This window comes from Paraburkholderia sp. CNPSo 3281, assembly GCF_024206515.1.
GTDB lineage: Bacteria > Pseudomonadota > Gammaproteobacteria > Burkholderiales > Burkholderiaceae > Paraburkholderia > Paraburkholderia nodosa.
In genome coordinates, this window is record NZ_JAMBPS010000002.1 from 239,592 (window position 1) to 265,120 (window position 25,529).

Consider the following 25,529-nt stretch of genomic DNA (forward strand, 5'->3'; position numbering starts at 1 on the left):
CCAGGTTCATTGGCCACATTCACGCGGCCATGCGGCTCGCGGCGGGCAGCACCAGTTCGACGCGCGCGCCGCGCCCCGGCGCGCTCTGCAGCGTGAGCACGGCGGCTAGACGTCTCGCGCGCTCATGCATGATGTGAAAACCCACGTGCGATTCGCCGCGCGAGGCGATATCGGCAGGATCGTAGCCCACGCCGTCGTCTTCGATCGTCAGGCGGAAGTCGCGCGCATTCACGACACTCACCTGTACGTGCAGCGCCTGGGCATGCTTGCGCGCATTCGAGAGCGCCTCCTGCAGCACGAAGAGTACCTGCAGCTGCTGGTCGGGCGGCAGCGGCGGCCCGTCTTCGTCGCGATAGTCGAGCGTCAACTCGGCGTCCGACTGGCGGCGAAAGCGCGCCACGGTGTCCTCCACGGCAAGGCGCAACTTGCCCGGGCCGAGCTTCGTACGGAAGTTCAGCAGCAGTTCGCGCACGTCGTCGTAGCTTTCCTCCACGCCGCCCGCGAGAAGCGGCACGATCTCGCGAATCTCGTCGAGGTCGCCCTGCTCCGCCGCCCCATCGAGCAGGTGCACTTGCATCTTCAGGAAGCTCAGGCCTTGCGCGATGCTGTCGTGCAGCCCCTGAGCGACGAGATTGCGCTCCTCGGACACGGCGAGCTGGCGCCCGAGCGCCACGAGCCGACGGTTCATGAGCGCGACGCCCAAGTGGCGGCCGAGCGTCTGGAGCAGCTGGACGCCCGACGGCGCAATCTCCCGCTTGCACCGAAAGTGCAGCGAGAACGTGCCGAGCGTCTCGTTCTGCGCGACGATGGCCGACACCGCGACGCTCACGAAGCCTGCCTTCAGGCAGCGCTGCGTGAAAGCCCCGCTCAGGCCGCTTTCTCCACTTTCTCCGCCGGCTGCGCGCGCGCCTGGCTGCGCCATCAGGCCGAATACGACTGGCGCCTCGGCCGTGGCGCCCCCGCACGCACAGCCCGCCGCCGGCATGCACTGCTCCGCGCGCGTGATCGATTCGGGCATGCCTTCCGAGACGAGCAGATGCAGATTGCCGTCGTCAGGCGAAACGACGCGCACCGTGCCGCCATCGGCGTCGAATTCGCGCATCACGCGCGTGAGGAAATCGTGGCACAGGCTTTCCGCCGGGCCCGGCGTGTTGAGAAACGCCGCCATCTCGTAGAGCGTGGCGAGTTCGCGGTTTTGCGCCGCCAGTTGCGCGGTCTTGGCGTCCACACGCTCGGCAAGGTCCTGGTACAGCGCCTGCAGCTCCGCGACCATGCGGTTGAAGGCTTGCGTGAGATGACCGAACTCGTCGTACGTTTCGACCGGCAACCGTGTGTCGAACTCGCGCGCCTCGATGCGCGCGAGCCCGTCCTGCAAGCGCTGCACGGGCGCCACGAACCACTGGTAAAGCAGATAGACGATTGCCATCGTGCCTACACACGACAGCGCCGCGAGCGCGACCTGTGAAATGCGCAGCCACGCGGTCTTGCGCGCGTTCTCGCGCTCGATCAGGCTGACGAGCCGGTTCGCGTCGTCGACGAAGCCGGGCAGCAGGCCGATGTACGTCGAGGGCTCGCCCCCGCTGGCGGCGAGGTCGCTCAGCGCAGCGGGTTTGAGCGTGTGGTTCCAGGCAGCCGCGACCCGTTCGAACTGCGCGTGGATGCCCGCATCGGCGGGAAGAAAGAGCGGCCGCGCCGGATCGCCGTCGCGCAATTCGCGCAGCGTACCGTCGAGCTGGCGCATCTGGGCGTCGACTTGCGAAGGCTTGCCGGTGCGGGCTTCCCACAGTGCGATCGCCACCGCGTTCGCGCGCATGCGCAGGCTGCCCGCGTCGTTGATCGCGGCGCCGCCGCCCTCGAGCTGCCAGGAAAGCCAGAGCGTGCCGCTGATCATCGCGAGCACGAGCGCGAGCGCGACCGTGGAAAGCACAACGATGCGCGTGGAAAGCCGCTTCGGGAACGGCGCTTCCTGCGCGGCGGCAGAAGCGGCAGATGCGGTTGCGGAATCGGAAGACGGAGTCATGGCCGGGACCGGGAATCGGCTGCGCCGAAACGGCGGCGCCTATCCCGACATTATCTGACGGAGTGCAGCCGATCGCGCGCTATGTCGCGGTGTGCACCGCCAACTGCGACACTATGCGTCAGATCGCCTGCCTCCCGGGCGAGTCCCGGCGAACCACGTTGCGCGCGCCCGGCGTGTGCACATCGTGAAAAAAGCGGGGAATGCGAGTGGGCTCGCTCCCCGCGAAGAACGGCCATCCCCACGGCCGTCCAGAGGCAAACGTTGGCCGCTAGCGGCTGCGCACGAGCTGCCAGGCGCGCGAAAGATAGGTGATCGAGGCGAACCCGCTCCACACGTGTACGAGCCGCGTGAACGGGAAGATCACGAACAGCGTCATGCCCATGAAGAGGTGCATGCGGAAGATGAGCGGCGCGTCTGCCACGAAGCTCGCGGCGTCGCCGCGGAACGTGACGATGTGCTGCGCCCAGGTCATGAGCCGCACCATCATCGCGCCGTCCATGTGGCTAGCCGATTCGCCGATGGTGCTCAGCCCGAGCAGCAGCGTGACGAGCAGCCACAACAGCAGCACCTTGTCGCCCACGCGCGTCACGGCCGAAACGCGCGCGTTCGAAAGCCGCCGGTGCAGCAGGATCGCGAGGCCCACCAGACACATCGAGCCCATCACGCCGCCGGCGACCATCGCCACGAGCTGCTTGACCGCGTGCGGCACGCCGAGCCAGTCCCACACAGCGACGGGTGTGAGCAGACCGAACAGATGTCCGAAGAAAAGCCCGAGCACGCCGACGTGGAAGAGGATATTGCCAAGGCGCAAATGCCCGCGATAGAGCAGCTGCGAGCTGTCCGCCTTCCACGTGTACTGCTCGCGCTCGAAGCGCGCGAGGCTGCCGAACAGGAAGATGGCGGCGGCTATATACGGATAGATGCCGAACAAAAACTGATTGAACGTGTTCATGGCGATTCCTTTGCGCAGGCAGCCGTAGTGGTCGCGGCAAACTGCGCTCGCGGGTGGAACTGAACGACCTGCGGCGAGTTGCTCGCGCCGAACGCGTGCGTGAGCGGCTCCACCCCGTCCGCGCCGGTGCCGAAACGTTCGAGCGCCTCGTCCATGTCGCGCACGGGCGCGCCCACGAGCGGCAGCGGCTCGACATCGGTCAGCTCGCACAGCACCGTGAAGATGCCCGCGTAGGGGCTTTCACTCTTCTCGAGCTGATTGCCGAGCGCGGCGAGCACGTGAATCGCCTCGCCGAGCAGCGCGCGCGCCTCGTCCTCGCCGATCAGGCCGAGCACTTCGAGAAAGAGCGGCACGTAGTCGGGCAGTTCGCTCGTCGCGACGTCGAGGCCGTGGTTGCGGTATTCGTCGAGCAGATCGACCATCGCCTGGCCGCGCGCGCGGCTCTCGCCGTGCACGTGCTCGAACAGATGCAGCGAGTGGCGCGGATTGCGGTCGAAGGTGGCCACGTACGCTTCCTGCGACTCGACGAGCGAGCGCTCGCGCAGCGCCGCGATGAGCGGCGTCAGTTCGCGCGCGGCGAATGCGCCGTTCGGCAGGGCTTCGAGCGCGGCTTCGATCTCGTCGAGCGCGTCGAGCAAGGGCTGCTCGGGATAGTCGAGCAGCGCGGAGAGAACCGGATAAATCGACATGATGGTGTCCCCCGCTCAAGCTTCAGACGGCGTCTTGCGACGCGACTTCGGCATATCGACATACACCACGCTGCCTCCGAGCTTCGAGCCGAACAGCGAGCCCTCGGAAACGCCGCCCGAACACCCATTGCCGAACGAAAAGCCGCAACTGCCCTTCTCGTTGAACGAATCCTCGACCATTTCCTTGTGCGACGACGGCACGACGAAGCGGTCCTCGTAGTTCGCGATCGCCATGGTGCGGTACATGTCCTCGACCTGCTCGGGCGTGAGGCCCGCGCGCGCGAGAACCGCGTTGTCGTTCACGCCGTCCACGGCCTGGGTGCGCTTGTAGGCGCGCATCGCCAGCATGCGGTTGAGCGCCGAAATCACGGGCTTTTCGTCGCCGGCGGTGAGCAGGTTGGCGAGATAGCGCATGGGAATGCGCAGGCTCGCCACGTCGGGAATCACGCCGTCCATGCCGATATGGCCCGCGTCCGCGGCCGACTGGATCGGCGAAAGCGGCGGTACGTACCAGACCATCGGCAGCGTGCGGTACTCGGGGTGCAGCGGGAACGCGATCTTCCACTCGACCGCCATGCGGTACACGGGCGAGCGCACGGCGGCGTCGAGCCAGCCCTGCGGCACGCCCTGGCGGCGCGCCTCGGCCTGAATGGCGGGATCGTGCGGATCGAGGAATACGTCGAGCTGCGACTGATACAGATCCTGCGTCGATTCGACCGATGCCGCCTCGCTGATGCGGTCCGCGTCGTAAAGCATCACGCCCAGATAACGGATGCGGCCCACGCACGTTTCCGAGCAGACGGTAGGCTGCCCCGCCTCGATGCGCGGATAGCAGAAGATGCACTTCTCGGCCTTGCCGCTCTTCCAGTTGAAGTACATCTTCTTGTACGGGCAACCCGAGATGCACATGCGCCAGCCGCGGCACTTGTCCTGGTCGACGAGCACGATGCCGTCGTCTTCGCGCTTGTACACCGAGCCCGAGGGGCACGACGCCACGCACGCGGGATTCAGGCAGTGTTCGCACAGGCGCGGCAGGTACATCATGAAGGTATTCTCGAAGGTCGAATACATCTCCTTCTGCACGTTCTCGAACAGCTTGTCGCGGCTGCGCGAGGCGAACTCGCCGCCCAGGTCGTCTTCCCAGTTGGGACCCCAATGGATCTTGTCCATCTTCTTGCCAGTGATGACCGACACGGGGCGCGCGGTGGGCGGCGTCTGCGAGAGGCGCGCCTTCTGCAAATGCTCGTAGTCGTACGTGAACGGCTCGTAGTAGTCGTCGATGCCGGGCAGGTTCGGGTTGGCGAACAGGTTGGCCAGCACCTTGAGCTTCGGGCCCTGGCGCGGCTCGATCTTGCCGTTCGGGTTGCGGACCCAGCCGCCGTTCCACTTCTCCTGGTTCTCCCATTCCTTCGGATAGCCGATGCCGGGCTTCGTCTCGACGTTGTTGAACCACGCGTACTCGACGCCATCCCGCGACGTCCACACGTTTTTGCACGTGACGGAGCACGTATGACAGCCGATGCACTTGTCGAGGTTCAGGACCATCGCCACCTGGGCGCGGATTTTCATGATGCGGCTCCTTCCTTCATCGGGCCTTCCAGCCACTCGACCTTCTTCATCTTGCGCACGATCACATACTCGTCGCGATTGCTGCCGACGGTGCCGTAGTAGTTGAAGCCATACGCCAGTTGCGCGTAGCCGCCGATCATGTGCGTGGGCTTGAGCACCGTGCGCGTGACCGAGTTGTGAATGCCGCCGCGCATGCCGCTCGTTTCCGCGCCCGGAACGTTGATGATCTTTTCCTGCGCGTGATACATGAGGCACATGCCGCGCGGCACGCGCTGGCTCACCACGACGCGCGCAGTGAGCGTGCCGTTCACGTTGAACACTTCGACCCAGTCGTTATCGACGATCCCCGCTTCCTTCGCCTCGGCTTCCGAGACCCAGACGTGCGGGCCGCCACGCGACAGCGTGAGCATGCGCAGGTTGTCCGTGTACGTGGAATGGATGCCCCACTTCTGGTGCGGCGTGATCCAGTTCAGCACGAGTTCGTGCTCGCCGTTGGGTTTCGCGCCGAGCATCGGCGAGGTCGTCTTCGTGTCGATGGCGGGCTTGTAGTTGCACAGGCCCTCGCCGAAGTCGAGCATCCAGCGGTGATCCTGATAGAACTGCTGGCGGCCCGTGAGCGTGCGCCAGGGAATCAGCTCGTGCACGTTCGTATAACCCGCGTTGTAGCTCACCTCTTCCGATTCGAGGCCCGACCACGTAGGCGCGGAGATGATCTTGCGCGGTTGCGCCTGCACGTCGCGAAAGCGGATCTTGTCGTGCTCGCGGCCTTCGGCCAGATGCGTGTGATCGCGGCCCGTGATCTTCGAGAGCGCGTCCCACGCCTTCACCGCTACGTGGCCGTTGGTTTCCGGCGCGAAGGTCAAGATCATTTCGGCGGCGTCGATGGCCGTTTCCAGACGCGGGCGTCCCTCGGCCGCGCCGCGGTTCTGCTGGATGCCCGTGAGCTGTGCGAACTCGCCCACCTCGTGCACGGTGTTCCAGTTGATGCCCTTGCCGCCGTTGCCGAGCTTTTCGAGCAGCGGCCCGACGGAGGTGAACTTGTTGTAGATCTCGCGATAGTCGCGCTCCACGAGCGTCATCGAAGGCGCGGTCTTGCCGGGGATCAGATCGCATTCGCCAAGACGCCAGTCCTTCGGCTCGAACGCCTGGCCGAGTTCGCCCGGTGTATCGTGCATGAGCGGCGTGCACACGAGGTCGGTGCGCTTGCCCAGAAGCGCGCCGCCGATCTCCGAAAACCTCTTCGCGATGGCCTTGTAGATCTCCCAGTCGGTCTTGCTCTCCCACAGCGGCTGCACCGCCTCCGAAAGCGGATGGATGAACGGGTGCATGTCCGACGTGTTGAGATCGTCCTTCTCGTACCACGTGGCCGAAGGCAGCACGATATCGCCGTACAGGCACGTCGTGCTCATGCGGAAGTCGAGCACCGTGAGCAGGTCGAGCTTGCCTTCGGCCGCTTCGCGCACCTTCACTTCGGCGGGCTTGATCGCATCGGCTTCGTCGCCGAACAGTGCGTTCTGCGTGCCGAGCAGGTACTTGAGGAAATACTCGTGCCCCTTGCCCGAGCTGCCCATGATGTTCGAGCGCCACACGAACATGTTGCGCGGAAAGTTCGCGGGATTGTCGGGGTCGTCGCAGGCGAAGTTCAGGGCGCCCGACTTCAATTGATCGACGGTGTACTGCACCGGCGGCACGCCTGCGCGCTGCGCGGCGTCCACCACGTCGAGCGGATTGGCGCCCAGTTGCGGCGCCGAAGGCAGCCAGCCCATGCGCTCGGACTTCGCGTTGAGGTCGAGCATCGACAGGTTCTTGTAGCGTTCGCGGTCCGCGCCCGGGCCAAGAATCTCGTCCAGACTCACCTTCTCGTGACGCCACTGGCTCGTGTGGTTGTAGAAGAACGATGTGCCGTTCATCTGGCGCGGCGGGCGCGACCAGTCGAGCGCGAACGCGAGGGGCGCCCAGCCGAACTGCGGACGCAGCTTTTCCTGGCCCACGTAGTGCGCCCAGCCGCCGCCGCTCTGGCCGATACAGCCGCACATCATCAGCAGATTGATGATGCCGCGGTAGATCATGTCGTTGTGGTACCAGTGATTGAGCGCCGCGCCGACGATCACCATGCTCTTGCCGCGCGTGCGGTCGGCGTTGTCGGCAAACTCGCGCGCCACCTGGATCACGAGCTTGCGCGGCACCGTGGTGTGCTTCTCCTGCCATGCGGGTGTGCAGGGCACGTCGTCGTCATACGAGGACGCGACGTTCGGGCCGCCGAGCCCCTGGTCGACGCCGTAGTTGGCCATCTGCAGGTCGTAGACGGTGGCGACCAGCACGCTCGTGCCGTCCGCCAGCGCGACGCGCTTCGCGGGCACGCGGCGCGCGAGCAGCGCGCCATGTTCGCCGCCGAAGTACGGGAAGCCCACCTCGACCACTTCGTCATGCTGATCGACGAGCGAAAGGCGCGGATCGATTTCGCGGCCGCTGCCGCCGTCCCTCATTTCGAGGTTCCAGCGGCCCACCTTCTTGCCGCCGTCGTGCTCGCCTTCGCCCCAGCGGAAACCGATCGAGCCGTTCGGCGCGACGATGTCGCCCGTGGTCGCATCGATGGCGAGCGTCTTCCACTGCGGGTTGTTCGCTTCGTCGAGATTCGCGGCGAGTTGCGACGCGCGCAGGAACTGGTCCGGCACGAGCGCGCCATCGCGCTTCGCGAGCGTGACGAGCATCGGCATGTCGGTGTACTGCTTCACGTAATCGCGGAAATACGCGGACTTCGCCGTTGCGTGAAACTCCTTGAGCACCACGTGGCCCATCGCGAGCGCGAGCGCCGCGTCGGTGCCCTGCTTCGGCGCGAGCCAGATATCGCCGAACTTCACCATCTCGCCGAAGTCGGACGACACTGCGACCGTCTTCGTGCCCTTGTAGCGGACCTCGGTGTAGAAGTGGGCGTCGGGCGTGCGCGTTTGCGGCACGTTCGAGCCCCACACCATGAGATACGTGGAGTTGTACCAGTCGGCCGATTCGGGCACGTCGGTCTGCTCGCCCCATACCTGCGGCGAGGAAGGCGGCAAGTCGCAATACCAGTCGTAGAACGACAGACACGCCCCGCCGATCAGGCTCAGATAACGCGCGCCCGCGGCGTACGAGACCATCGACATTGCTGGAATGGGTGAGAAACCCACCACGCGATCGGGACCGTACTTGCCGATGGTGTAGGCGTTGGCCGCCGCGATCATCTCGGTGGCCGTGTCCCACCCGGCGCGCACGAAGCCGCCCTGGCCGCGCGCGCTCTTGTAGTGAGCCGCCTTCTTCGGGTCCTCGACGATCGAAGCCCATGCCTTGACCGGGTCGAGCGTCTTGCGCGCCTCGCGCCACATTTCGATCAGGCGCCCGCGGATCATCGGGTACTTCACGCGCTGCGCCGAATACACGTACCAGCTATACGATGCGCCACGCGGGCAGCCGCGCGGTTCGTGATTGGGCAGGTCAGCGCGCGTGCGCGGATAGTCGGTCTGCTGCGTTTCCCACGTGATCAGGCCGTTCTTCACGTAAACCTTCCACGAGCACGAGCCCGTGCAGTTCACGCCGTGGGTCGAGCGTACGATCTTGTCGTGCTGCCAGCGGCTGCGATAGCCGTCTTCCCACTTGCGGTCCTCGTTCACCACCGCGCCGTGGCCCTTCGAAAACGTCGACTTCACGCGCGACATGAACTTCAACCGGTCCAGAAAATAACTCATCAGGTTCTCCGGGACTGCTGCTGGAATCGATCGATCGCGCCTGTCGCCGTCCGCTTGCGTTGCAAGCCTGGCGACGGGCAGCTGTATCGTTCCAAGTATGGCGAGCAGGTGCGTGCCTGCCCATTCATCAACGGGAGAGTTCGCACTACTCCCAAAGGACTAATCCGATTCAGCAAGGCGTGGACGCGTTGCGGCGCGCATAGAAGAACCACGTCACCGCCGCACACACCACGTAGAAGCCGATAAAGCAGACGAGCGCGCCGACCGGTGACCCGGTCATGTCGAGCGACGAGCCAAAGCTCTTCGGAATGAAGAAGCCGCCGTACGCGCCCATCGCGCCCGCGAAGCCGAGCACCGCCGCCGATTCCTTGCCCGCTTCGGCGAGCGCGCTGCGCTGCGCCTCATCGCCCTTGCCCTTCTCGGTGCGTTGATGGTGCGTGAGAAAGATCACGGGAATCATGCGGAAGGTCGAACCGTTGCCGATGCCGGTGAGCGCGAACAGCACGACGAACATCGCGAGGAAGCCGGCGAAGCTGCCCTGTGCGCCGCCCAGCGCGCCGCCCGGCAGGAACACGATTACGCCCATCACCGCGATGATCATCGCGAGGAAGGTCCAAAGCGTGACGCGCGCGCCGCCGAGCTTGTCCGAGATCCAGCCGCCAACTGGGCGCGTGAGCGCGCCAGCGAGCGGCCCGAGGAAGGCCCATGCAGTCGGGTTGATGGCGGGAAACTCCGCCTTCGTGAGAAGCGCGAGGCCAGCCGAGAAACCGATGAACGAGCCGAACGTGCCGACATACAGAAAGCACATGATCCAGTTGTGCGCGCGGCGGAAGATCACGGCCTGCTCACGGAACGAGGCCTTCGCATCGGCGATGTCGTTCATGCCGAACCACGCGGCGAACGAAGACACGACGATGAGTGGAATCCACACGAAGCCTGCGTTCTGCAGCCAGATGCTGTGCTCGACGCCGTCCTTCACGTAAGTCTGCCCGTCGCCGAGCAGGCCAGCGAACACGGCCGTCGAGATGACGATCGGCGTGACGAACTGCACGAGCGAGACACCGAGGTTGCCGATGCCCGCGTTGAGGCCGGTGGCAAAACCCTTGCGCGCCTTCGGGAAGAAGAAGCTGATGTTCGCCATCGACGAGCTGAAGTTCGCGCCGCCAAGACCGCACAGCAGGGCAAGCACGAGCAGCGTCGAATACGAGGTGGACGGATCGCGCAGCGCGAAGCCCATGCCGAAGGCCGGGATCAGGAGACTCGCCGTGGAGATCGCCGTGAAGCGGCGGCCGCCGAAAATCGGCACAAGAAACGAATAGAAAATGCGCAGCGTGGCGCCCGAAAGCGCGGGGAGCGCCGTGAGCCAGAAGAGTTCGTTCTTCGTGAAGTGAAAGCCGCCCTTGTCGAGATTGACGACCGTGACGCTCCACAGCGACCACACCACGAACGCCAGCATCAGCGCGGGAATCGAAATCCACAGGTTACGGGTGGCGATCTGCTCGCCAGAAGCCTGCCAGAACCGGGGGTTCTCGGGCTCCCATTGGGTCAGGAGATACTTGGACATGATTGTGCTCGTTCGGTAGGCGCCGCACGCGCGGCGCAGGTTGGATCATTCGGAGTACGTGGTTTCCTTCGGCGCCAGCGTCGCGGCGCTAACCTTGCGCGCGAGCTTCGCGCTGCCGTGGGCGAGCGCTTCGGGGCGGAACGAGAAGTGCATGAACAGCAGGCTCACCACGGTGGCGCCGAACATCAGCATGAAGCAGGTGGTGCGCACGCCCGTGAGGTCGACGAGCAGGCCAAACAGGATCGGCAGCACGAAGCCCGCGAGACCGCCCGCCAGCCCCACGACGCCGGAGACGGCGCCGATGTTGTCGGTGTACTCGTCGCCGATGAACTTGAAGACCGAGGCCTTGCCCACCGCCATCGCAATGCCGACGACGAACATCAGCACCGTGTAGAACACCGGTCCCGTGCTGATATGCAGACCGAGCGGGCCATGCGCGCCGTGGATCGTGAAGTCGGTCGGCGGGTAGCTCAGCAGGAAGAAGCACGCGAGCGCGACCCACATCACGGCCCACGTCGTGCGATAGGCGCCATAGCGGTCGGAGAGCCAGCCGCCTAGCGCACGCAGCACGCCGCCGGGCAGCGAGAAGCACGCAGCGAGAAACGCGGCCTGCTCGATGCCGAAGCCGTACTGGTTCACGTAGTACTGCGGCATCCACAGCGACAGGCCGACATAGCCGCCGAACACCACCGAGTAATACTGCGCATAGCGCAGCACGCGCGGGTCGGCAAGCACGCGCATCTGGCTCGCAACGCTCGCCGTGCCGGGTACGCGGTGCGCAGGGTTGCTCGCGGAGAACATCCAGAACAGCAGCGCCGTCGCGAGCATCGCAACGGCATAGACCTTCGGCACGATGGTCCACGTGCCGGCCGCGACGATCAGCACCGGCGCCACGAACTTGTTGAGCGCGGCGCCCGAATTGCCTGCGCCGAAGATACCCATGGCGAAACCCTGGCGCGACTTCGGGAACCAGCGCGCGACATAGGGTGTGCCGACTGAGAACGATGCGCCGGCGAGTCCCACGAACAGGCCGAGCGTGAGGAATTGCCACAGTTGCGTCGCGTACGTGACGAGCCAGATCGGCACGACGGTCACGAGCATGGTGATGAAGAAGACGATGCGCCCGCCAACGCGATCGGTCCAGATGCCGAGCGGTACGCGGGCGAGCGAGCCGGTGAGCACGGGCATCGCGGCAATCAGGCCGAATTCGGTATCGGTGAGGTGAAGCTGTTTTTTGAGCGGAATGCCGAGGATCGCGAACATCATCCAGACGGCAAAGCAGATCGTGAACGCGAAGGTGCTCGAACCCAGCACGCGCCAGGCTCGGCTATCGGCTACAGGTTCCGCCTGCGGGGATGGGGCGGCTTTCATGAATTTCCCTCTTGTCGTTTAGTTGACGTGACAAGAGTAGGAAAGACGAAAGGTGCGGACTATTCTCCGCAGGGAGTGCGCGACGATGCGCCACTAGAACTTAAGGAGTAGTACCGAGGGAACGAGTTGGCGTGGAAGAAAAATCGCATGCATGCGAACACGCCGGAGAGCAACAAGATTAGTTCGAAAAGCCGTAGCGTGTCATGAAACACGCTACGGCATGGTGTCGCACGCGATCAACGAAAGATCAGCGGAACACGACCGTCTTGTGCCCGTTGAGCACGATGCGATGCTCCACGTGCCACTTCACCGCGCGCGCGAGCGTCACGCATTCCACGTCGCGGCCAATGGCGGTGAGCTGGTCCGGCGTCATGTTGTGATCCACGCGCTCGACTTCCTGCTCGATGATCGGGCCTTCGTCGAGATCGGACGTCACATAATGCGCCGTTGCGCCGATCAGCTTCACGCCACGATCGAACGCCTGGTAGTACGGCTTCGCGCCCTTGAAGCTCGGCAGGAACGAATGATGGATATTGATCGCGTGGCCTTCGAGCGCCTTGCAAAGCTGCGGCGAGAGGATCTGCATGTAGCGCGCGAGCACCACGAGATCGGCGCCTTCGCGGTTCACCACTTCGAGCACGCGCGCTTCCTGCGCGGCCTTGTCGGCCTCAGTGCCGCCGAGCAGCGGGAAGTGATGGAACGGAATGTTGTAGCTCGCGGCGAGCTGATAGAAGTCCTTGTGATTCGAGATGATCGCCGGAATCTCGATAGGCAGCTGGCCGGTGCGATAGCGGAACAACAGGTCGTTCAGGCAATGGCCGATCTTCGAGACCATGATGACGACGCGCGGCTTCACGTTCGCGTCATGCAGTTCCCAGCGCATGCCGAACTCCTGCGCGAACGGCTCGAACGCGCTGCGCAGGCCGTCGAGGCCCGGGTCGCCGCCCACTTGCTGGAAGTGCACGCGCATGAAGAACTCGCCCGTGTGGCTGTCGCCGAACTGGGCCGAGTCGAGAATATTGCTGCCGCGCTCGAACAGAAAGCCCGACACGGCATGCACGATGCCAGGCCGGTCGGCGCACGACAGTTTGAGGATGAAGCTGTGATCGGTCGACATGACCTTGGTAACTCCCGTCAATACTTTGGTGTTGCTAAAAGGGCTTGAGGCCTTGCTAAGAGAACCGGCGCCCTTTCACAGCGTCGGCGGTTCGAAGATCGCGGCAATGCCCTCGCACGCGTCTTCGTCTATCCATTGGCGGCGCAGCAGGCAGTCGAGTGTCGCGAGGCTCGCGTCCACCGTCATCGCGCCCTCCTCGATCCAGCGCGCGGCTTCGTCGATGCGCGCGAGGCGATGCTCGCCGACTTCGCCGTCCTGGTTGTGCGGCACGAAATCGGCCGGGAGCACGAGGTCGTAGATGAAGATCTGCTCGGCCTGCGTGCCTTCCGGCAGCGACTGCAGCACGTGCACCGTGCGGCCCGCGCGCGCCTCGCGCGCCAGGTCCTCGGCAATGCCAGCCTCTTCCCAGCACTCCTTCACAAGCGTGGCCTCGATGCCCAAGCCCCAGCCGATGCCGCCCGCCACGACGTTATCCAGCATGCCGGGGTCGGTGGCCTTGGTGTGGCTGCGCCGCGCGATCCACAATTGCGGCGCGCCGGGCGACAACGGATCCGCGTATTCTACGACGCCGTTCAGATGCACCGCGTACGTCATCGTGCCGAAAAAGCGCGAGGCCGCGCGTTCGATAAAGGCGAGCGGCGGCGCGTCGAAGGCGTTGCGGATCGCGTAGGTTTCGTTGCGCCAGCCCGGAATATGCCCTTCCGCCGCGAGTGCGCCAATCACCGAGCCGAGCGCCGCGCTGCGTGCATCGACACTATCGAAGTGCGGGGCGAGCGTCACGCGGGCGCTATCCGCATCGCCGTCGATCTCGAACACGTCGGGCCAGCGCGCGAGCCGCGCCACGTCGTTCTCGCGTATCCAGCCCACGCGCTCGTCGCCGATATGAAACGGCAGATGCGCGCCGGCATCGAAACGCCGCGCGTCGGTAATGCAAGGCAAGGTCATCGATCAGGACTCCGTGGATCAGTCGCGCAAGGCGACGCGAATGCCGATGGCGATGAAGGTGACGCCGGCGAGACGGTCCAGCCACACACCCGCGCGGGGCCGGCGCTTCAGCCAGCCGCCGATCGTGCCCGCGCACAGCCCGAAGGCGGAGAACACCACGACCGTCTGCGCCATGAACACGAGGCCGAGCTCGAGCATCTGCAGCGTGACGTGCTGCGCGCCATGCGGGTCGACGAACTGCGGCAGGAACACGACGAAGAACAGCGTCACCTTCGGATTCATGATGTTGCCGAGCACGCTCTGGCGAAAGATCGCGGAGAGCGGCTGGCGCGGCCTGTCGCCGGCGGCGGCGAGACCCTGGCTGCGCAGCGCCTTCACGCCGATCCACACGAGATACGCGGCGCCGGCGAGCTTGAGGATCTGGAACGCGAGCGGCGAAGAGCGCAGCACGGCGGCCACGCCGAGCGCGGCGAGCGTGGTGTGGAACGTCACGCCCGCGGCGAAGCCGAGCGCGGCAACGAGACCGGCGGCGCGGCCCTGCGAAATGCCGCGCGCGAGCACCTGGAGATTGTCGGGACCGGGCGCGAACGTGATGGCGATGGAGGTGGCGAGAAAGAGCGCGAAATTCGGCATGAGATCGACTCGTGGCAGTGTGCATTCGGGTTTCAGTGCCCGCCGAAGGCGGTCACGGTGAAGAGCGGCAGGCCTGCATCGGAGAGCAGCTTCGAGCCGCCCAGATCCGGGAGGTCGATGATCGCGGCGCCCTCCACCACGCTCGCGCCGAGGCGTTCGAGCAGCAGCTTGCCGGCCATCATGGTGCCGCCGGTGGCGATCAGGTCGTCGACGATCACGACGCGATCGCCCTCGCTGCAGGCGTCCTCGTGAATCTCAACGGTCGCTTCGCCGTATTCGAGCTGGTAGGTCTCGGAAACGGTCTTGTACGGCAGCTTGCCGATCTTGCGGATCGGAATGAAGCCCACGTTCAGCTCATACGCGACGATCGGCCCGATGATGAAGCCGCGCGCGTCGAGCCCTGCCACGTAGTCGAGCTTCGCATCGACATAGCGCTCGACGAACAGATCGATCAGCACGCGCAGGCCCTTCGGATGGCCGATGAGCGGCGTGATATCGCGGAACTGCACTCCCGGCTGAGGCCAGTCGGGCACCGTGCGGATCAGGCTCTTCACGAACTGGGCGGCTTCAGCGCTCGGGTTCGCAGGTGCGTTGGACATGGTTTCTCCGGGTAGTGGCTGGATAAAGAACGGTAGAGCTATTTAAACGGGGCAGGACCCCTTGGCGCAGTCTCGCGGTTGCGGCAGCGAAGGTGGCAACGACGGCGTATCAGACCGCCGCGGCGCCCGCGCCGGCCGCACCCGGCTTGCGATGCCGCGAAAGCCGCTCCTCGGCCTGCGCGAGCTGCTCGGGCAGACCGCGCAGCACGACGATGTCGGCCTCGCGCAGCTTGGTCGATGGGTCCGGTTCCACGCCGCGAATGCCGTGGCGGCGGATCGCCGTCACCTCGACGCCGAGCTCGTACAGGCCCAGTTCCGCGAGCGTGCGGCCCACGGCGTCGGCGCGCTCGTCGACCGGTACGGATTGTAGCCGCACCTGCTCGTGACCGTCCTCGCCCACATCGTCGGTGCCGTGGAAGTAGCCGCGCAACAGGCTGTAACGTTCGTCGCGCAGTTCCTCTACGCGGCGCACCACGCGCCGCATCGGCACGCCCATCAGCACCAGCATGTGTGAGGCGAGCATCAGGCTGCCTTCTACGATCTCCGGAATCACCTCGGTGGCGCCCGCGGCGAGCAGGCGTTCTAGATCGGCGTCGTCCACCGTGCGCACGATCACGGGCAAGGTGGGCTCCAGCTCGTGAATGTGATGGAGCACGCGAAACGCCGATTGCGTATTGGCGTACGTGATCGCCACGGCGGCCGCACGGTGGATGCCCGCCGCGACGAGCGACTCGCGCCGCGCCGCGTCGCCGAACACCACCGACTCGCCCGCCGCCGCCGCGGCCGCCACACGATCGGGGTCGAGGTCGAGCGCGACGTACGAAAGGCCCTCGTATTCGAGCATGCGCGCGAGGTTCTGCCCCGCGCGGCCGTAGCCGCACACGATCACATGGCCGCTTTGCTTGATGCTTTGCGTGGCGATGCGCGTCATCATCAGCGACTGCTGCATCCATTCCGTCGAGGAGAGGCGCAGCACGATGCGGTCGGCGTTCTGGATCAGGAACGGCGCGGCGAGCATCGACAGCAGCATGGCCGCGAGGATCGCCTGGAGCAGCGTGGCATCGACGAGGTGCTTGTCGAGAATGAGGTTCAGCAACACGAAACCGAATTCGCCGGCCTGCGCGAGGCCGAGACCCGTGCGCATGGACACGCCCGGCGAGGCGCCGAAAATACGCGTGAGCGCGGTGATGAGCACGGCCTTGAGCACGACCGGCCCGAGGAAGAACGCCGCCACCATGATGGGGTGCTGCCAGATCACGTGCGGATTGAGCAGCATGCCCGTGGTCACGAAGAAGAGGCCGAGCAGCACGTCGCGAAACGGCTTGATGTCTTCTTCCACCTGGTGCTTGTACGGTGTTTCGGCGATCAGCATGCCCGCGATGAAGGCGCCGAGCGCGAGCGAGAGGCCGAACTTGTCGGTGATGAACGCGGCGCCCAGCGTGACGAGCAGCACGTTGAGGACGAACAGCTCCTGCGAGCGGCGCCGCGCGACCACGGTGAACCAGCGCGTCATGAACTTCTGCCCGACGATGAGCAGAATGCCGAGCGCGAGCACGATCTTCACGGCCGCCGTGCCGAGCGACTCGACGAGCGACGCCGACGAACCGCCAAACGCCGCGATCACGATGAGCAGCGGCACCACGGCCAGATCCTGGAACAGCAGCACGCCCATAATGTTGCGGCCATGCTCCGATTCGATCTCGAGCCGCTCGGAAAGCATCTTGCTGACAATGGCCGTGGACGACATGGCGAGCGCGCCGCCCAGCGCGACGCAGGCCTGCCACGTGATATGCACCCACGGCTCCAGCACGAGCCCGAGCAGGAGCGCCACCACGATCGTGCCGAGCACCTGCGAAAGCCCGAGGCCGAACACGGCGTGGCGCATGGCGCGCAGCTTCGAGAGCGAGAACTCGAGGCCGATGGAGAACATCAGGAACACGACGCCGAACTCGGCCAGGTTCTGCGCGCCATGCGTGTCCGGCACGATGCCGAGCGAGCGCGGGCCCACGAGAATGCCCACCGTGAGGTAGCCGAGCATCGGCGGCAGATTCAGATAACGAAACAGCACGACGCCAACCACCGAGGCGAGCAGCAGGAACAGCGTCATTTCCAGCGGGGAGATCATCGTGTGAAGCGTCCTCGTTCGTCTGCGGTACCGGCGATGCGAATTCTGCCCCGCGCCGGGTCACTGATCGACGCGAAGGCGGCTAGGGCCTGTTTACATTAATAACGGGCTAAATGGGAAGGGCTACGGAGAAACGACTGGGCAAGCCCGGCGGCTCGCGCACGGGGTTTTGGCGCTGGGGGGCGCTGGCGCGGCGCGCAGACGCCTTTGCTATACTCCGCGGATGATAGCGAAAATCAATGGCGACCGGGCGCTGAAGCTCGCTCGCAACGTGCTCGACATCGAAGCGGACGCCGTGCGCGGGCTTCGCGACCGGCTCGACGACAACTTCGTAGGCGCGGTCGACCTTATCCTCAGCTGCCGCGGACGCGTGGTCGTGTCTGGCATCGGCAAATCGGGCCACATTGCCCGCAAGCTCGCGGCCACGCTGGCCTCCACGGGCACCCCGGCGTTCTTCGTGCATCCGGCGGAAGCGAGCCACGGCGACCTCGGCATGGTCACCGCCGACGACGTCTTCATCGGCCTGTCGAACTCCGGCGAATCCGAAGAACTCGTGGCGATCCTGCCGCTCGTCAAGCGCATTGGCGCGAAGCTCATCGGCATGACGGGTAATCGCCCGCAGTCGACGCTCGGCCAGCTCTCCGATGTGCATCTGGACGCCGGCGTGGAGAAAGAAGCCTGCCCGCTGAACCTCGCGCCCACCGCCAGCACGACGGCGGCGCTCGCGCTCTCCGACGCGCTCGCGGTCGCGGTGCTCGACGCACGCGGCTTCGGCGCCGACGACTTCGCGCGCTCGCATCCGGGCGGCGCGCTCGGCCGGCGCCTGCTCACCTACGTGCGCGACGTGATGCGCACGGGCGACGAAATCCCGAAGGTGCGCGACGACGTGACCGTGCGCGACGCCCTCTTCCAGCTCACGGCCAAGCGCATGGGCATGACGGCGGTCATCAACGCCGACGGCCACGTGCAAGGCATTTTCACCGACGGCGACCTGCGCCGCGTGCTCGAGCGCGTGGGCGATTTCCGCGACCTGCCGATCGCGCAGGTCATGACGAAAGGCCCGCGCACCATCGGCCCGGACCAACTTGCCGTCGAAGCCGTGGAACTGATGGAGCGCCATCGCATCAATCAGATGCTGGTCGTCGATGCCGAGGGCACGCTGATCGGCGCCCTCAACATGCATGACCTGTTCTCCAAGAAGGTGATCTGATGGCTACCCCACTCGACGCAACCGCGCGCGCCGCGCGTGTGCGCCTCATGATTTTCGACGTCGACGGTGTGCTCACCGACGGCGGCCTGCTCTTCACCGGCGCGGGCGACACGATGAAGGCGTTCAACTCGCTCGACGGCCACGGCGCGAAGCTCCTGCGCGAAGCCGGCGTCGACACGGCCATCATCACGGGGCGCCGCTCGGAGATCGTCGCCGTGCGCGCGAAGGAACTGAAGATCACGCACCTGTGGCAGGGCGCCGAGGACAAGCGCGTAGCGTTCGCCGAGCTGCTCTCGCAAACGGGCATTGCGCCCGAAGCGTGCGGCTACATGGGCGATGACTGGCCCGACCTCGGCGTGATGCTTCAGTGCGGCTTCGCGGCCGCGCCCGCGAACGCCCATCCGGACGTGCTCTCGCGCGCCCACTGGGTGTCCGACAAGGTGGGCGGCCACGGCGCCGTGCGCGAAGTCACCGACCTGATCCTGCGCGCGCAGAACCGTTACGACGCCCTGCTCGCCGAGGCCTGCGCGCCGCTCGCCGGGATGCCGCGATGAACCCGAAGTTCCGCCTCACTTCGCTCGTGCCGCTCGTGTGCGTCGCCGCGCTCGCCGGTTTCACGTGGTGGCTGCTGCAGGCCGTCCAGCCGCGCGAGAAGGAGGCGGCGCCGCGTGCGCCCACGCATACGCCCGACTATTTCGCCGACAACTTCTCGGTGTCCGAGCTCGACCAGTCGGGCGCCACGCAGTACCGGCTCACGGCCACGCACATGGTTCACTACGAGGACGACGAGAACAGCGACCTCACGAACCCGGCCGTACGCGCATTCCAGCCCGGCAAGCCGATTGTCACGGCCACCGGGCTGCGCGGCACGGTCAACGCCGACGCCTCGATCGTCAATCTGTACGACAACGCGCGCATTCTGCGCGCGGCTGGCGCTGGCGATCCCGAAATGCAGGCTGATTCCGAGCATTTCAAAGTGCTCGTGAACGACGATGTGATCCTGACCGAAAAGCCGGTTAAACTTCGACGCGGCCAGTCGGTCATGACGGCCACCAGCGGCATGAACTACAACAATGTCTCCCGGGTCATCCAGCTCTTCGGCAACGTCCGTGGAGCCATCGCCCCGGCTGACTCCGGCGGCTCGTCCTGAACGCCGGGCCGTCCACGCAAGGCACGATTGCATGAACGATTCGCTTCCCCGTCCAATGAACGGCCGTTCGCCCGACGCGCGCCGCGCACGCTTCGCGGCGCTGATGGCGTTCGCCAGCGCGCTGCTGTTCGCCGGCCTCGCGCCCGCCGCCCACGCCGAACGCGCCGACAAGGACAAGCCGCTCAATATCGAAGCGGACAACATGACGTATGACGATCTGAAGCAGCAGACCGTCTTCACGGGCCACGTGGTCGCCACCAAGGGCACGATCCTCATCAAGGCCGACAAGCTCGTCGTCACGCAGGACCCGCAGGGCTACCAGTTCGCGACCGGCACCGTTGCGCCGGGCACGCCCGCCGAGAAGCTCGCCTACTTCCGCCAGAAGCGCGAAGGCCTCGACGAATACGTCGACGGCACGGCCGAGCGCATCGACTACGACGGCAAGCAGGACCTCACCACGCTCACGACGCGCGCCACGGTGCGCCGTCTGCAGGGCCTCTCGACGGTGATGGATCAGGTCCACGGCAGCGTCGTGACGTACGACGGCCAGAACGACTTCTATACGGCGCGCTCCGGAAAGGACGTCGCAGGTCCCGGCAACCCCGGCGGCCGCGTTCGCGCCATGCTCTCGCCGCGCAACACCACCACCGGCGCACAGCCACCCGCCGGCGCCCCGGCCGCGCTCACGCCGTCCACCAAGCTGCAGGAAGCGCCGCCACAGTGAATACCGTTACCGCCCCCCAAAGCTACGGCCGCCAGCTGGCCGGCAAGACGAGCACGCTCGTCGTGCGCAACCTGAAGAAGCGCTATGGCTCGCGCACCGTCGTCAAGGACGTTTCGCTCGACGTGAAGAGCGGCGAAGTGGTCGGGCTGCTCGGCCCGAACGGCGCCGGCAAGACTACGTCGTTCTACATGATCGTGGGTCTCGTGCCGCTCGATGCCGGCGAGATCGACCTCGACGGCCGGTCCATCAGCCTTCTGCCCATCCACAAGCGCGCGGCGCTCGGTCTTTCGTATCTGCCGCAGGAAGCTTCGGTGTTCCGCAAGCTCAGCGTCGAGGAGAACATCCGCGCAGTGCTCGAACTGCAGGTGGATGGCAAAGGCAAACGTCTGTCGAAAGACGTCATCACCGAGCGCGCCGAAGCGCTGCTCGAGGAACTGCAAATCGCGCATCTGCGCGATAATCCGGCGCTGTCACTCTCGGGCGGCGAACGCCGACGCGTCGAAATCGCGCGCGCGCTCGCAACCGATCCGAGCTTCATCCTGCTCGACGAGCCGTTCGCGGGCGTCGACCCGATCGCCGTGCTGGAAATCCAGAAGATCGTGAAGTTCCTCAAGCAGCGCAACATCGGCGTGCTGATCACCGACCACAACGTGCGCGAGACGCTCGGCATCTGCGATCACGCGTACATCATCAGCGACGGCAGCGTCCTCGCGGCCGGCGCACCCGGCGAGATTATCGAGAACGAGAACGTGCGCCGCGTTTATCTCGGCGAGCACTTCCGCATGTAAGCCCCGGGCGCGCCTCGCGCGCCCCCTCACCGCCGCCCCGCAGCACCCACCCGGGCGCGCGATCCGCTTTCGCGCTTTTCCGGCCTCATCTTTCGCATTCCCCGTGTAACTCCGCTGTATCGACCTTGCCCCCAAAACGGTGCATGGCAGGCCGGGCAGCGCCTCTGTTTGCGCACCAAATTCCGGGCACGCACCGGCACGGCGCACGCTCGTTTTTGCGAATGCCCCCGTGGTTTCGTCCGCGTGGCAAACTCTTTACAATGGTTCGCACACCGCCATGAAAGCCAGCCTCCAACTCCGCCTCTCGCAGCATCTTGCGCTCACGCCACAACTGCAACAGTCCATCCGGCTGCTGCAGCTGTCGACGCTCGAACTGCAGCAGGAGGTCGCGACAGCGATCTCGCAGAACCCGCTGCTCGAAAACGAGGACGACTGGATCGCGAGCCCGCTGCGCGTGGCCTCGGACGGGTCGCTCATCGCGCAGCCGCCCACGTCCTCGGGCGCCGAGCCGATGCAGGGCGCGAACAGCGCCACTTCGGCCTCGAACGGCAGCGGCGAGAACAGCGAGAGCGAGCCGCGGGGCGTGGACGAATACGACGGCCTTGGCGGCGACGCGAACGGCGACGCGAGCCAGTGGAACCTGGACGACTACGGCCGCTCGGGCAACGCCTCCGACGACGACGACCTGCCGCCGCTGCAGATCCACGAATCGACCACCACGCTGCGCGACCATCTTATGGCGCAGTTGCGCGAAACGAACGCGAGCCAGCGCGACCGCGCGCTCATCACCTTCCTCATCGAATCGCTCGACGAAGACGGCTACCTCAGCGCGACCTGTGAGGAAATACTTGCCGACATTCCCGAAGAATTCGAAATCGACGTCGACGAATTCAATGCGGCGCTAGCGCTGCTACATAGCTTCGACCCCGCGGGCGTGGGCGCGCGCTCGGCCTCCGAGTGCCTCAAGCTGCAGTTGCTGCGCGTCAATTCGTCGCCCACGCGCACGCTCGCGCTCGAGATCGTGTCGAACTATCTCGAATTGCTCGCCGCGCGCGACTTCACGCGGTTGCGCAAGCAACTGAAGACAGGCGACGACGAGCTGCGCGAGGCGCATGCGCTGATCCGTTCGCTCGAACCGTTCCCGGGTGCGTCGTATGGCAAGGCCGAAGCCGATTACGTGGTGCCCGACATCATCGTGAAGAAGGCCGGCCAGAACTGGCATGCGGAACTGAACCCCGAGGTGGTACCGAAGCTGCGCATCAACCATCTGTACGCGAATATCCTGCGCAACAACCGCGGCGATCCGGGCAGCGGTTCGCTGCGCCAGCAGCTGCAGGAAGCGCGCTGGCTCATCAAGAATATCCAGCAGCGCTTCGAGACGATCCTGCGCGTTGCGCAGGCTATCGTCGAGCGTCAGAAGAACTTTTTCGTGCACGGCGAAATCGCCATGCGCCCCTTGGTTTTGAGGGAGATTGCTGATACGCTGGGCCTACACGAATCAACTGTCTCGCGTGTGACAACCGGTAAATACATGCTGACTCCATTCGGGACACTTGAATTTAAGTACTTCTTTGGATCGCATGTATCGACGGACACCGGCGGCGCTGCATCGTCTACCGCCATCCGCGCCCTCATCAAGCAACTCATAGGAGCCGAGAACACCAAATCTCCTCTTTCAGACAGCCGCATAGCCGAACTGCTGGCGGAACAGGGCTTCGTGGTCGCGCGACGCACCGTTGCGAAGTATCGCGAAGCACTGAAGATTCCGGCGGTTAATCTGCGCAAGTCTCTTTAGCTTGTTCCGGTTTTCACGGAGCAGGCGTTTTCCGGCCGCTACGCCCGTTGGCGGACATGGCCGGCCGAGTTAGCCCGCCGTCGCAGGCCTTTCGGGGAGCCGCGCACAGGCAGACAGTCGACCGGCATTGCCGCACTTCACGCGTCACGCGGCCATTAGCCTGGAGAAGCACTATGAATCTGAAGATCAGTGGACACCATCTCGAAGTAACGCCAGCGTTGCGAGAATACGTGATCACCAAACTGGACAGGGTGCTAAGACATTTCGATCAGGTAATCGATGGCAATGTGGTCCTCTCGGTCGACAACCATAAGGAAAAGGATAAGAGACAGAAGGTCGAAGTGAACCTTCATCTGAAAGGCAAGGACATATTTGTGGAGAGCGCGAACGGCGACATGTACGCCGCCATCGATCTCGTGGTCGACAAGCTGGACCGCCAGGTCGTACGTCACAAGGACCGCGTGCAGGGACATCAACATGAGGCGATCAAGCACCAGCCTGCGCCCATCATCGAAATCCCGCCGCAGTGATCCCGCAGTGTCCTGCGTGGCGATTCACGCCATGAACCGGGGCTGGAGTCGATAGTTCATCCTCCGCCCCTCGAAGCAAAGCCGCCCGGACCGGGCGGCTTTTTCGTGAGTGCACGCCATGCAGGATTTTACCGCCGGGTGCAACCGGGCAACGAGGGTTGCGCTCATGCGTGGCGCATCGCACCATCGGCGTGGACGCTTGTTCTATAATGGTCCAGTCGTATTACGGGGTCTAACGCGCCAACAAGTCCCCACTGGTCCCGGTACCGGGCTTCGTCGCCAGATCCAAAGCTTCCGCCAAAGCGGTCAGCTGACGGGGTGTGAAGCATTCAGGCCACGTTTTCGCCTGCCAACATGAATCGTTTAGCCAAAATACTTCCTATCGAGAACGTCGTCGTCGGCCTGTCCGTCACCAGCAAGAAACGCGTCTTCGAGCAGGCTGGCCTGATCTTCGAAAACCAGAACGGCATCGCCCGCAGCACGGTTACCGACAATCTTTTCGCACGCGAGCGCCTCGGCTCTACGGGCCTCGGCGAAGGCGTCGCGATCCCGCACGGCCGCATCAAGGGCCTGAAGCAGCCGCAGGCTGCCTTCGTGCGCCTCGCCGAGCCGATCGCCTTCGAAGCGCCAGACGGTCAGCCCGTCTCGCTCCTGATCTTCCTGCTCGTGCCCGAACAGGCCACGCAGCAGCACCTTGAAATCCTGTCCGAGATCGCGCAACTGTTGTCGGATCGCGAAACGCGTGAGCGGCTCCATACGGAAGAAGACCGCGAAACGTTGCATCGCCTGCTCACCCAGTGGCAACCTTGATGTAATGTGCGGCGTCTTGTGGTGCGCGGTCGCGGCCCGCCGCGACCGAACAGCGCGCGCTCGACGCTCGTTGCAGGGGTGAAGCGCCGGGCGCCGGCAGCCGTTAACCACCCAGGTAGCGCATCCAGGTAGCGCGGTTTATTTAGCCAGCAATTCAGTCAGCCGTTAAGCGAGTCATCTCGCGGAGTCACCGACTCATGGACACTTCCAGCATCAACGCCCAAAGCATCTTCGACGACAACGCCACCACGCTGAAACTCAGCTGGCTGACGGGGCACGAAGGCTGGGAACGCGGCTTTTCGACCGAGACGGTGGCCACGGCCACGGCGAGCGCGGACCTCGTCGGCCACCTGAACCTCATCCACCCGAACCGCATCCAGGTGCTCGGCGACGCCGAAATCCACTACTACCAGCGCCAGACCGACGAAGACCGCTCACGCCACATGGCCGAGCTGATCGCGCTCGAACCGCCGTTCCTCGTGGTCGCCGACGGCATGACCGCGCCCCCCGAACTGGTGCTGCGTTGTACGCGTTCTTCCACGCCGCTCTTCACCACGCCAATGTCGGCGGCTACGGTCATCGACAGCCTGCGCCTCTACATGTCGCGCATACTCGCGCCGCGCGCGACGCTGCACGGCGTGTTTCTCGACATTCTCGGCATGGGCGTGCTGCTCACGGGCGACTCGGGTCTTGGCAAGAGCGAACTGGGTCTGGAGCTGATCAGCCGCGGCCATGGCCTCGTGGCCGACGACGCCGTGGACTTCGTGCGCCTCGGCCCCGATTTCGTCGAGGGCCGCTGCCCCCCGCTGTTGCAGAACCTGCTCGAAGTGCGTGGCCTCGGTCTGCTCGACATCAAGACGATCTTCGGTGAAACGGCCGTGCGCCGGAAGATGAAGCTCAAGCTCATCGTGCAACTCGTGCGCCGCCCGGACGGCGAGTTCCAGCGTCTGCCGCTGGAGAGCCAGACCGTCGACGTGCTCGGCCTGCCCATCAGCAAGGTCACGATCCAGGTGGCCGCGGGCCGCAACCTCGCCGTGCTGGTCGAGGCCGCCGTGCGCAACACGATCCTGCAATTGCGCGGTATCGACACCCTGCGCGACTTCATGGACCGCCAGCGCCTCGCGATGCAGGACCCCGACAGCCAGTTTCCCGGCAAGCTGATCTGACGCCCGAAGCCGCGCGGCCGGCGAGGCGCGCGAAGCACGCCGCGCGCGCC

21 protein-coding genes are annotated in these 25,529 nt (G+C 65.2%); 9 read left to right on the forward strand and 12 right to left on the reverse strand.

Annotation, left to right across the window (positions count from 1 at the left end; translation table 11 throughout):
* Nucleotides 1-19: 19 nt before the first annotated feature.
* From M3I56_RS03105 to M3I56_RS03160, 12 genes are all read right to left on the reverse strand, one after another.
* On the reverse strand, nucleotides 20-2,020 hold the full coding sequence (locus M3I56_RS03105) for a type IV pili methyl-accepting chemotaxis transducer N-terminal domain-containing protein (RefSeq protein WP_254352510.1): 2,001 nt from the start codon (nucleotides 2,018-2,020) through the stop codon (nucleotides 20-22).
* 268 nt (nucleotides 2,021-2,288) lie between these two features.
* Complete coding sequence (gene narI / locus M3I56_RS03110; RefSeq protein ID WP_254352511.1) at nucleotides 2,289-2,972, reverse strand: respiratory nitrate reductase subunit gamma; 684 nt, start codon at nucleotides 2,970-2,972, stop codon at nucleotides 2,289-2,291.
* Nucleotides 2,969-3,661: a nitrate reductase molybdenum cofactor assembly chaperone gene (gene narJ / locus M3I56_RS03115; RefSeq protein WP_254352512.1), complete on the reverse strand. Its 693-nt coding sequence runs from the start codon at nucleotides 3,659-3,661 to the stop codon at nucleotides 2,969-2,971. The genes narI and narJ overlap by 4 nt, the downstream gene beginning before the upstream one ends.
* A gap of 15 nt (nucleotides 3,662-3,676) precedes the next feature.
* Nucleotides 3,677-5,230 carry a nitrate reductase subunit beta gene (narH, locus tag M3I56_RS03120; RefSeq protein WP_254352513.1) on the reverse strand — a complete coding sequence of 518 codons (1,554 nt, stop codon included), beginning with the start codon at nucleotides 5,228-5,230 and terminating at the stop codon, nucleotides 3,677-3,679.
* The gene (locus M3I56_RS03125; protein ID WP_254352514.1) at nucleotides 5,227-8,952 is read right to left on the reverse strand and encodes a nitrate reductase subunit alpha; all 3,726 of its coding nucleotides are present in this window, start codon (nucleotides 8,950-8,952) and stop codon (nucleotides 5,227-5,229) included. Before M3I56_RS03125 ends, narH begins: the two co-directional genes overlap by 4 nt.
* Nucleotides 8,953-9,121: 169 nt before the next feature.
* Nucleotides 9,122-10,516 carry a NarK family nitrate/nitrite MFS transporter gene (locus M3I56_RS03130; RefSeq protein ID WP_254352515.1) on the reverse strand — a complete coding sequence of 465 codons (1,395 nt, stop codon included), beginning with the start codon at nucleotides 10,514-10,516 and terminating at the stop codon, nucleotides 9,122-9,124.
* 45 nt (nucleotides 10,517-10,561) lie between these two features.
* Nucleotides 10,562-11,887, reverse strand: coding sequence for a nitrate/nitrite transporter (locus tag M3I56_RS03135; protein ID WP_254352516.1), 1,326 nt, complete (start codon nucleotides 11,885-11,887; stop codon nucleotides 10,562-10,564).
* 247 nt (nucleotides 11,888-12,134) lie between these two features.
* Complete coding sequence (gene purU, locus M3I56_RS03140) at nucleotides 12,135-13,004, reverse strand: formyltetrahydrofolate deformylase (RefSeq protein WP_254352517.1); 870 nt, start codon at nucleotides 13,002-13,004, stop codon at nucleotides 12,135-12,137.
* Between the two features lie 75 nt (nucleotides 13,005-13,079).
* The gene (locus M3I56_RS03145; RefSeq protein WP_254352518.1) at nucleotides 13,080-13,949 is read right to left on the reverse strand and encodes a DUF4743 domain-containing protein; all 870 of its coding nucleotides are present in this window, start codon (nucleotides 13,947-13,949) and stop codon (nucleotides 13,080-13,082) included.
* A gap of 18 nt (nucleotides 13,950-13,967) precedes the next feature.
* A complete protein-coding gene (locus M3I56_RS03150; RefSeq protein WP_254352519.1) occupies nucleotides 13,968-14,582 on the reverse strand; it encodes a LysE family translocator in 615 nt (204 codons plus the stop codon).
* 32 nt (nucleotides 14,583-14,614) lie between these two features.
* Complete coding sequence (locus tag M3I56_RS03155) at nucleotides 14,615-15,181, reverse strand: adenine phosphoribosyltransferase (protein WP_254352520.1); 567 nt, start codon at nucleotides 15,179-15,181, stop codon at nucleotides 14,615-14,617.
* Nucleotides 15,182-15,290: 109 nt separating this feature from the next.
* On the reverse strand, nucleotides 15,291-17,306 hold the full coding sequence (locus M3I56_RS03160; RefSeq protein ID WP_254352521.1) for a cation:proton antiporter: 2,016 nt from the start codon (nucleotides 17,304-17,306) through the stop codon (nucleotides 15,291-15,293).
* Nucleotides 17,307-17,529: 223 nt separating this feature from the next.
* On the opposite strand from M3I56_RS03160, the gene kdsD reads away from it, so the two are divergent.
* From kdsD to hprK, 9 genes are all read left to right on the forward strand, one after another.
* On the forward strand, nucleotides 17,530-18,516 hold the full coding sequence (gene kdsD / locus M3I56_RS03165; RefSeq protein WP_254352522.1) for an arabinose 5-phosphate isomerase KdsD: 987 nt from the start codon (nucleotides 17,530-17,532) through the stop codon (nucleotides 18,514-18,516).
* A complete protein-coding gene (locus tag M3I56_RS03170) occupies nucleotides 18,516-19,070 on the forward strand; it encodes an HAD family hydrolase (RefSeq protein WP_035512122.1) in 555 nt (184 codons plus the stop codon). The genes kdsD and M3I56_RS03170 overlap by 1 nt, the downstream gene beginning before the upstream one ends.
* Entirely contained in the window at nucleotides 19,067-19,666 is a 600-nt protein-coding gene (lptC, locus tag M3I56_RS03175; protein ID WP_028201865.1) for an LPS export ABC transporter periplasmic protein LptC, read from the forward strand. The genes M3I56_RS03170 and lptC overlap by 4 nt, the downstream gene beginning before the upstream one ends.
* Before the next feature lie 31 nt (nucleotides 19,667-19,697).
* Nucleotides 19,698-20,390, forward strand: a complete 693-nt coding sequence (gene lptA / locus M3I56_RS03180; RefSeq protein WP_254352523.1) for a lipopolysaccharide transport periplasmic protein LptA — start codon at nucleotides 19,698-19,700, stop codon at nucleotides 20,388-20,390.
* Nucleotides 20,387-21,178 (forward strand): LPS export ABC transporter ATP-binding protein, encoded by a 792-nt coding sequence (gene lptB / locus M3I56_RS03185; RefSeq protein ID WP_254352524.1) that lies wholly within the window; start codon nucleotides 20,387-20,389, stop codon nucleotides 21,176-21,178. Before lptA ends, lptB begins: the two co-directional genes overlap by 4 nt.
* Before the next feature lie 277 nt (nucleotides 21,179-21,455).
* Nucleotides 21,456-22,973, forward strand: coding sequence for an RNA polymerase factor sigma-54 (locus tag M3I56_RS03190; protein WP_254352525.1), 1,518 nt, complete (start codon nucleotides 21,456-21,458; stop codon nucleotides 22,971-22,973).
* 173 nt (nucleotides 22,974-23,146) lie between these two features.
* Nucleotides 23,147-23,503 carry a ribosome hibernation-promoting factor, HPF/YfiA family gene (gene hpf, locus M3I56_RS03195; protein ID WP_028201861.1) on the forward strand — a complete coding sequence of 119 codons (357 nt, stop codon included), beginning with the start codon at nucleotides 23,147-23,149 and terminating at the stop codon, nucleotides 23,501-23,503.
* Nucleotides 23,504-23,857: 354 nt separating this feature from the next.
* Nucleotides 23,858-24,313 (forward strand): PTS IIA-like nitrogen regulatory protein PtsN, encoded by a 456-nt coding sequence (ptsN, locus tag M3I56_RS03200; protein WP_028201860.1) that lies wholly within the window; start codon nucleotides 23,858-23,860, stop codon nucleotides 24,311-24,313.
* A 197-nt stretch (nucleotides 24,314-24,510) separates the two neighbouring features.
* Nucleotides 24,511-25,479 (forward strand): HPr(Ser) kinase/phosphatase, encoded by a 969-nt coding sequence (hprK, locus tag M3I56_RS03205; RefSeq protein ID WP_028201859.1) that lies wholly within the window; start codon nucleotides 24,511-24,513, stop codon nucleotides 25,477-25,479.
* Nucleotides 25,480-25,529 lie beyond the last annotated feature (50 nt).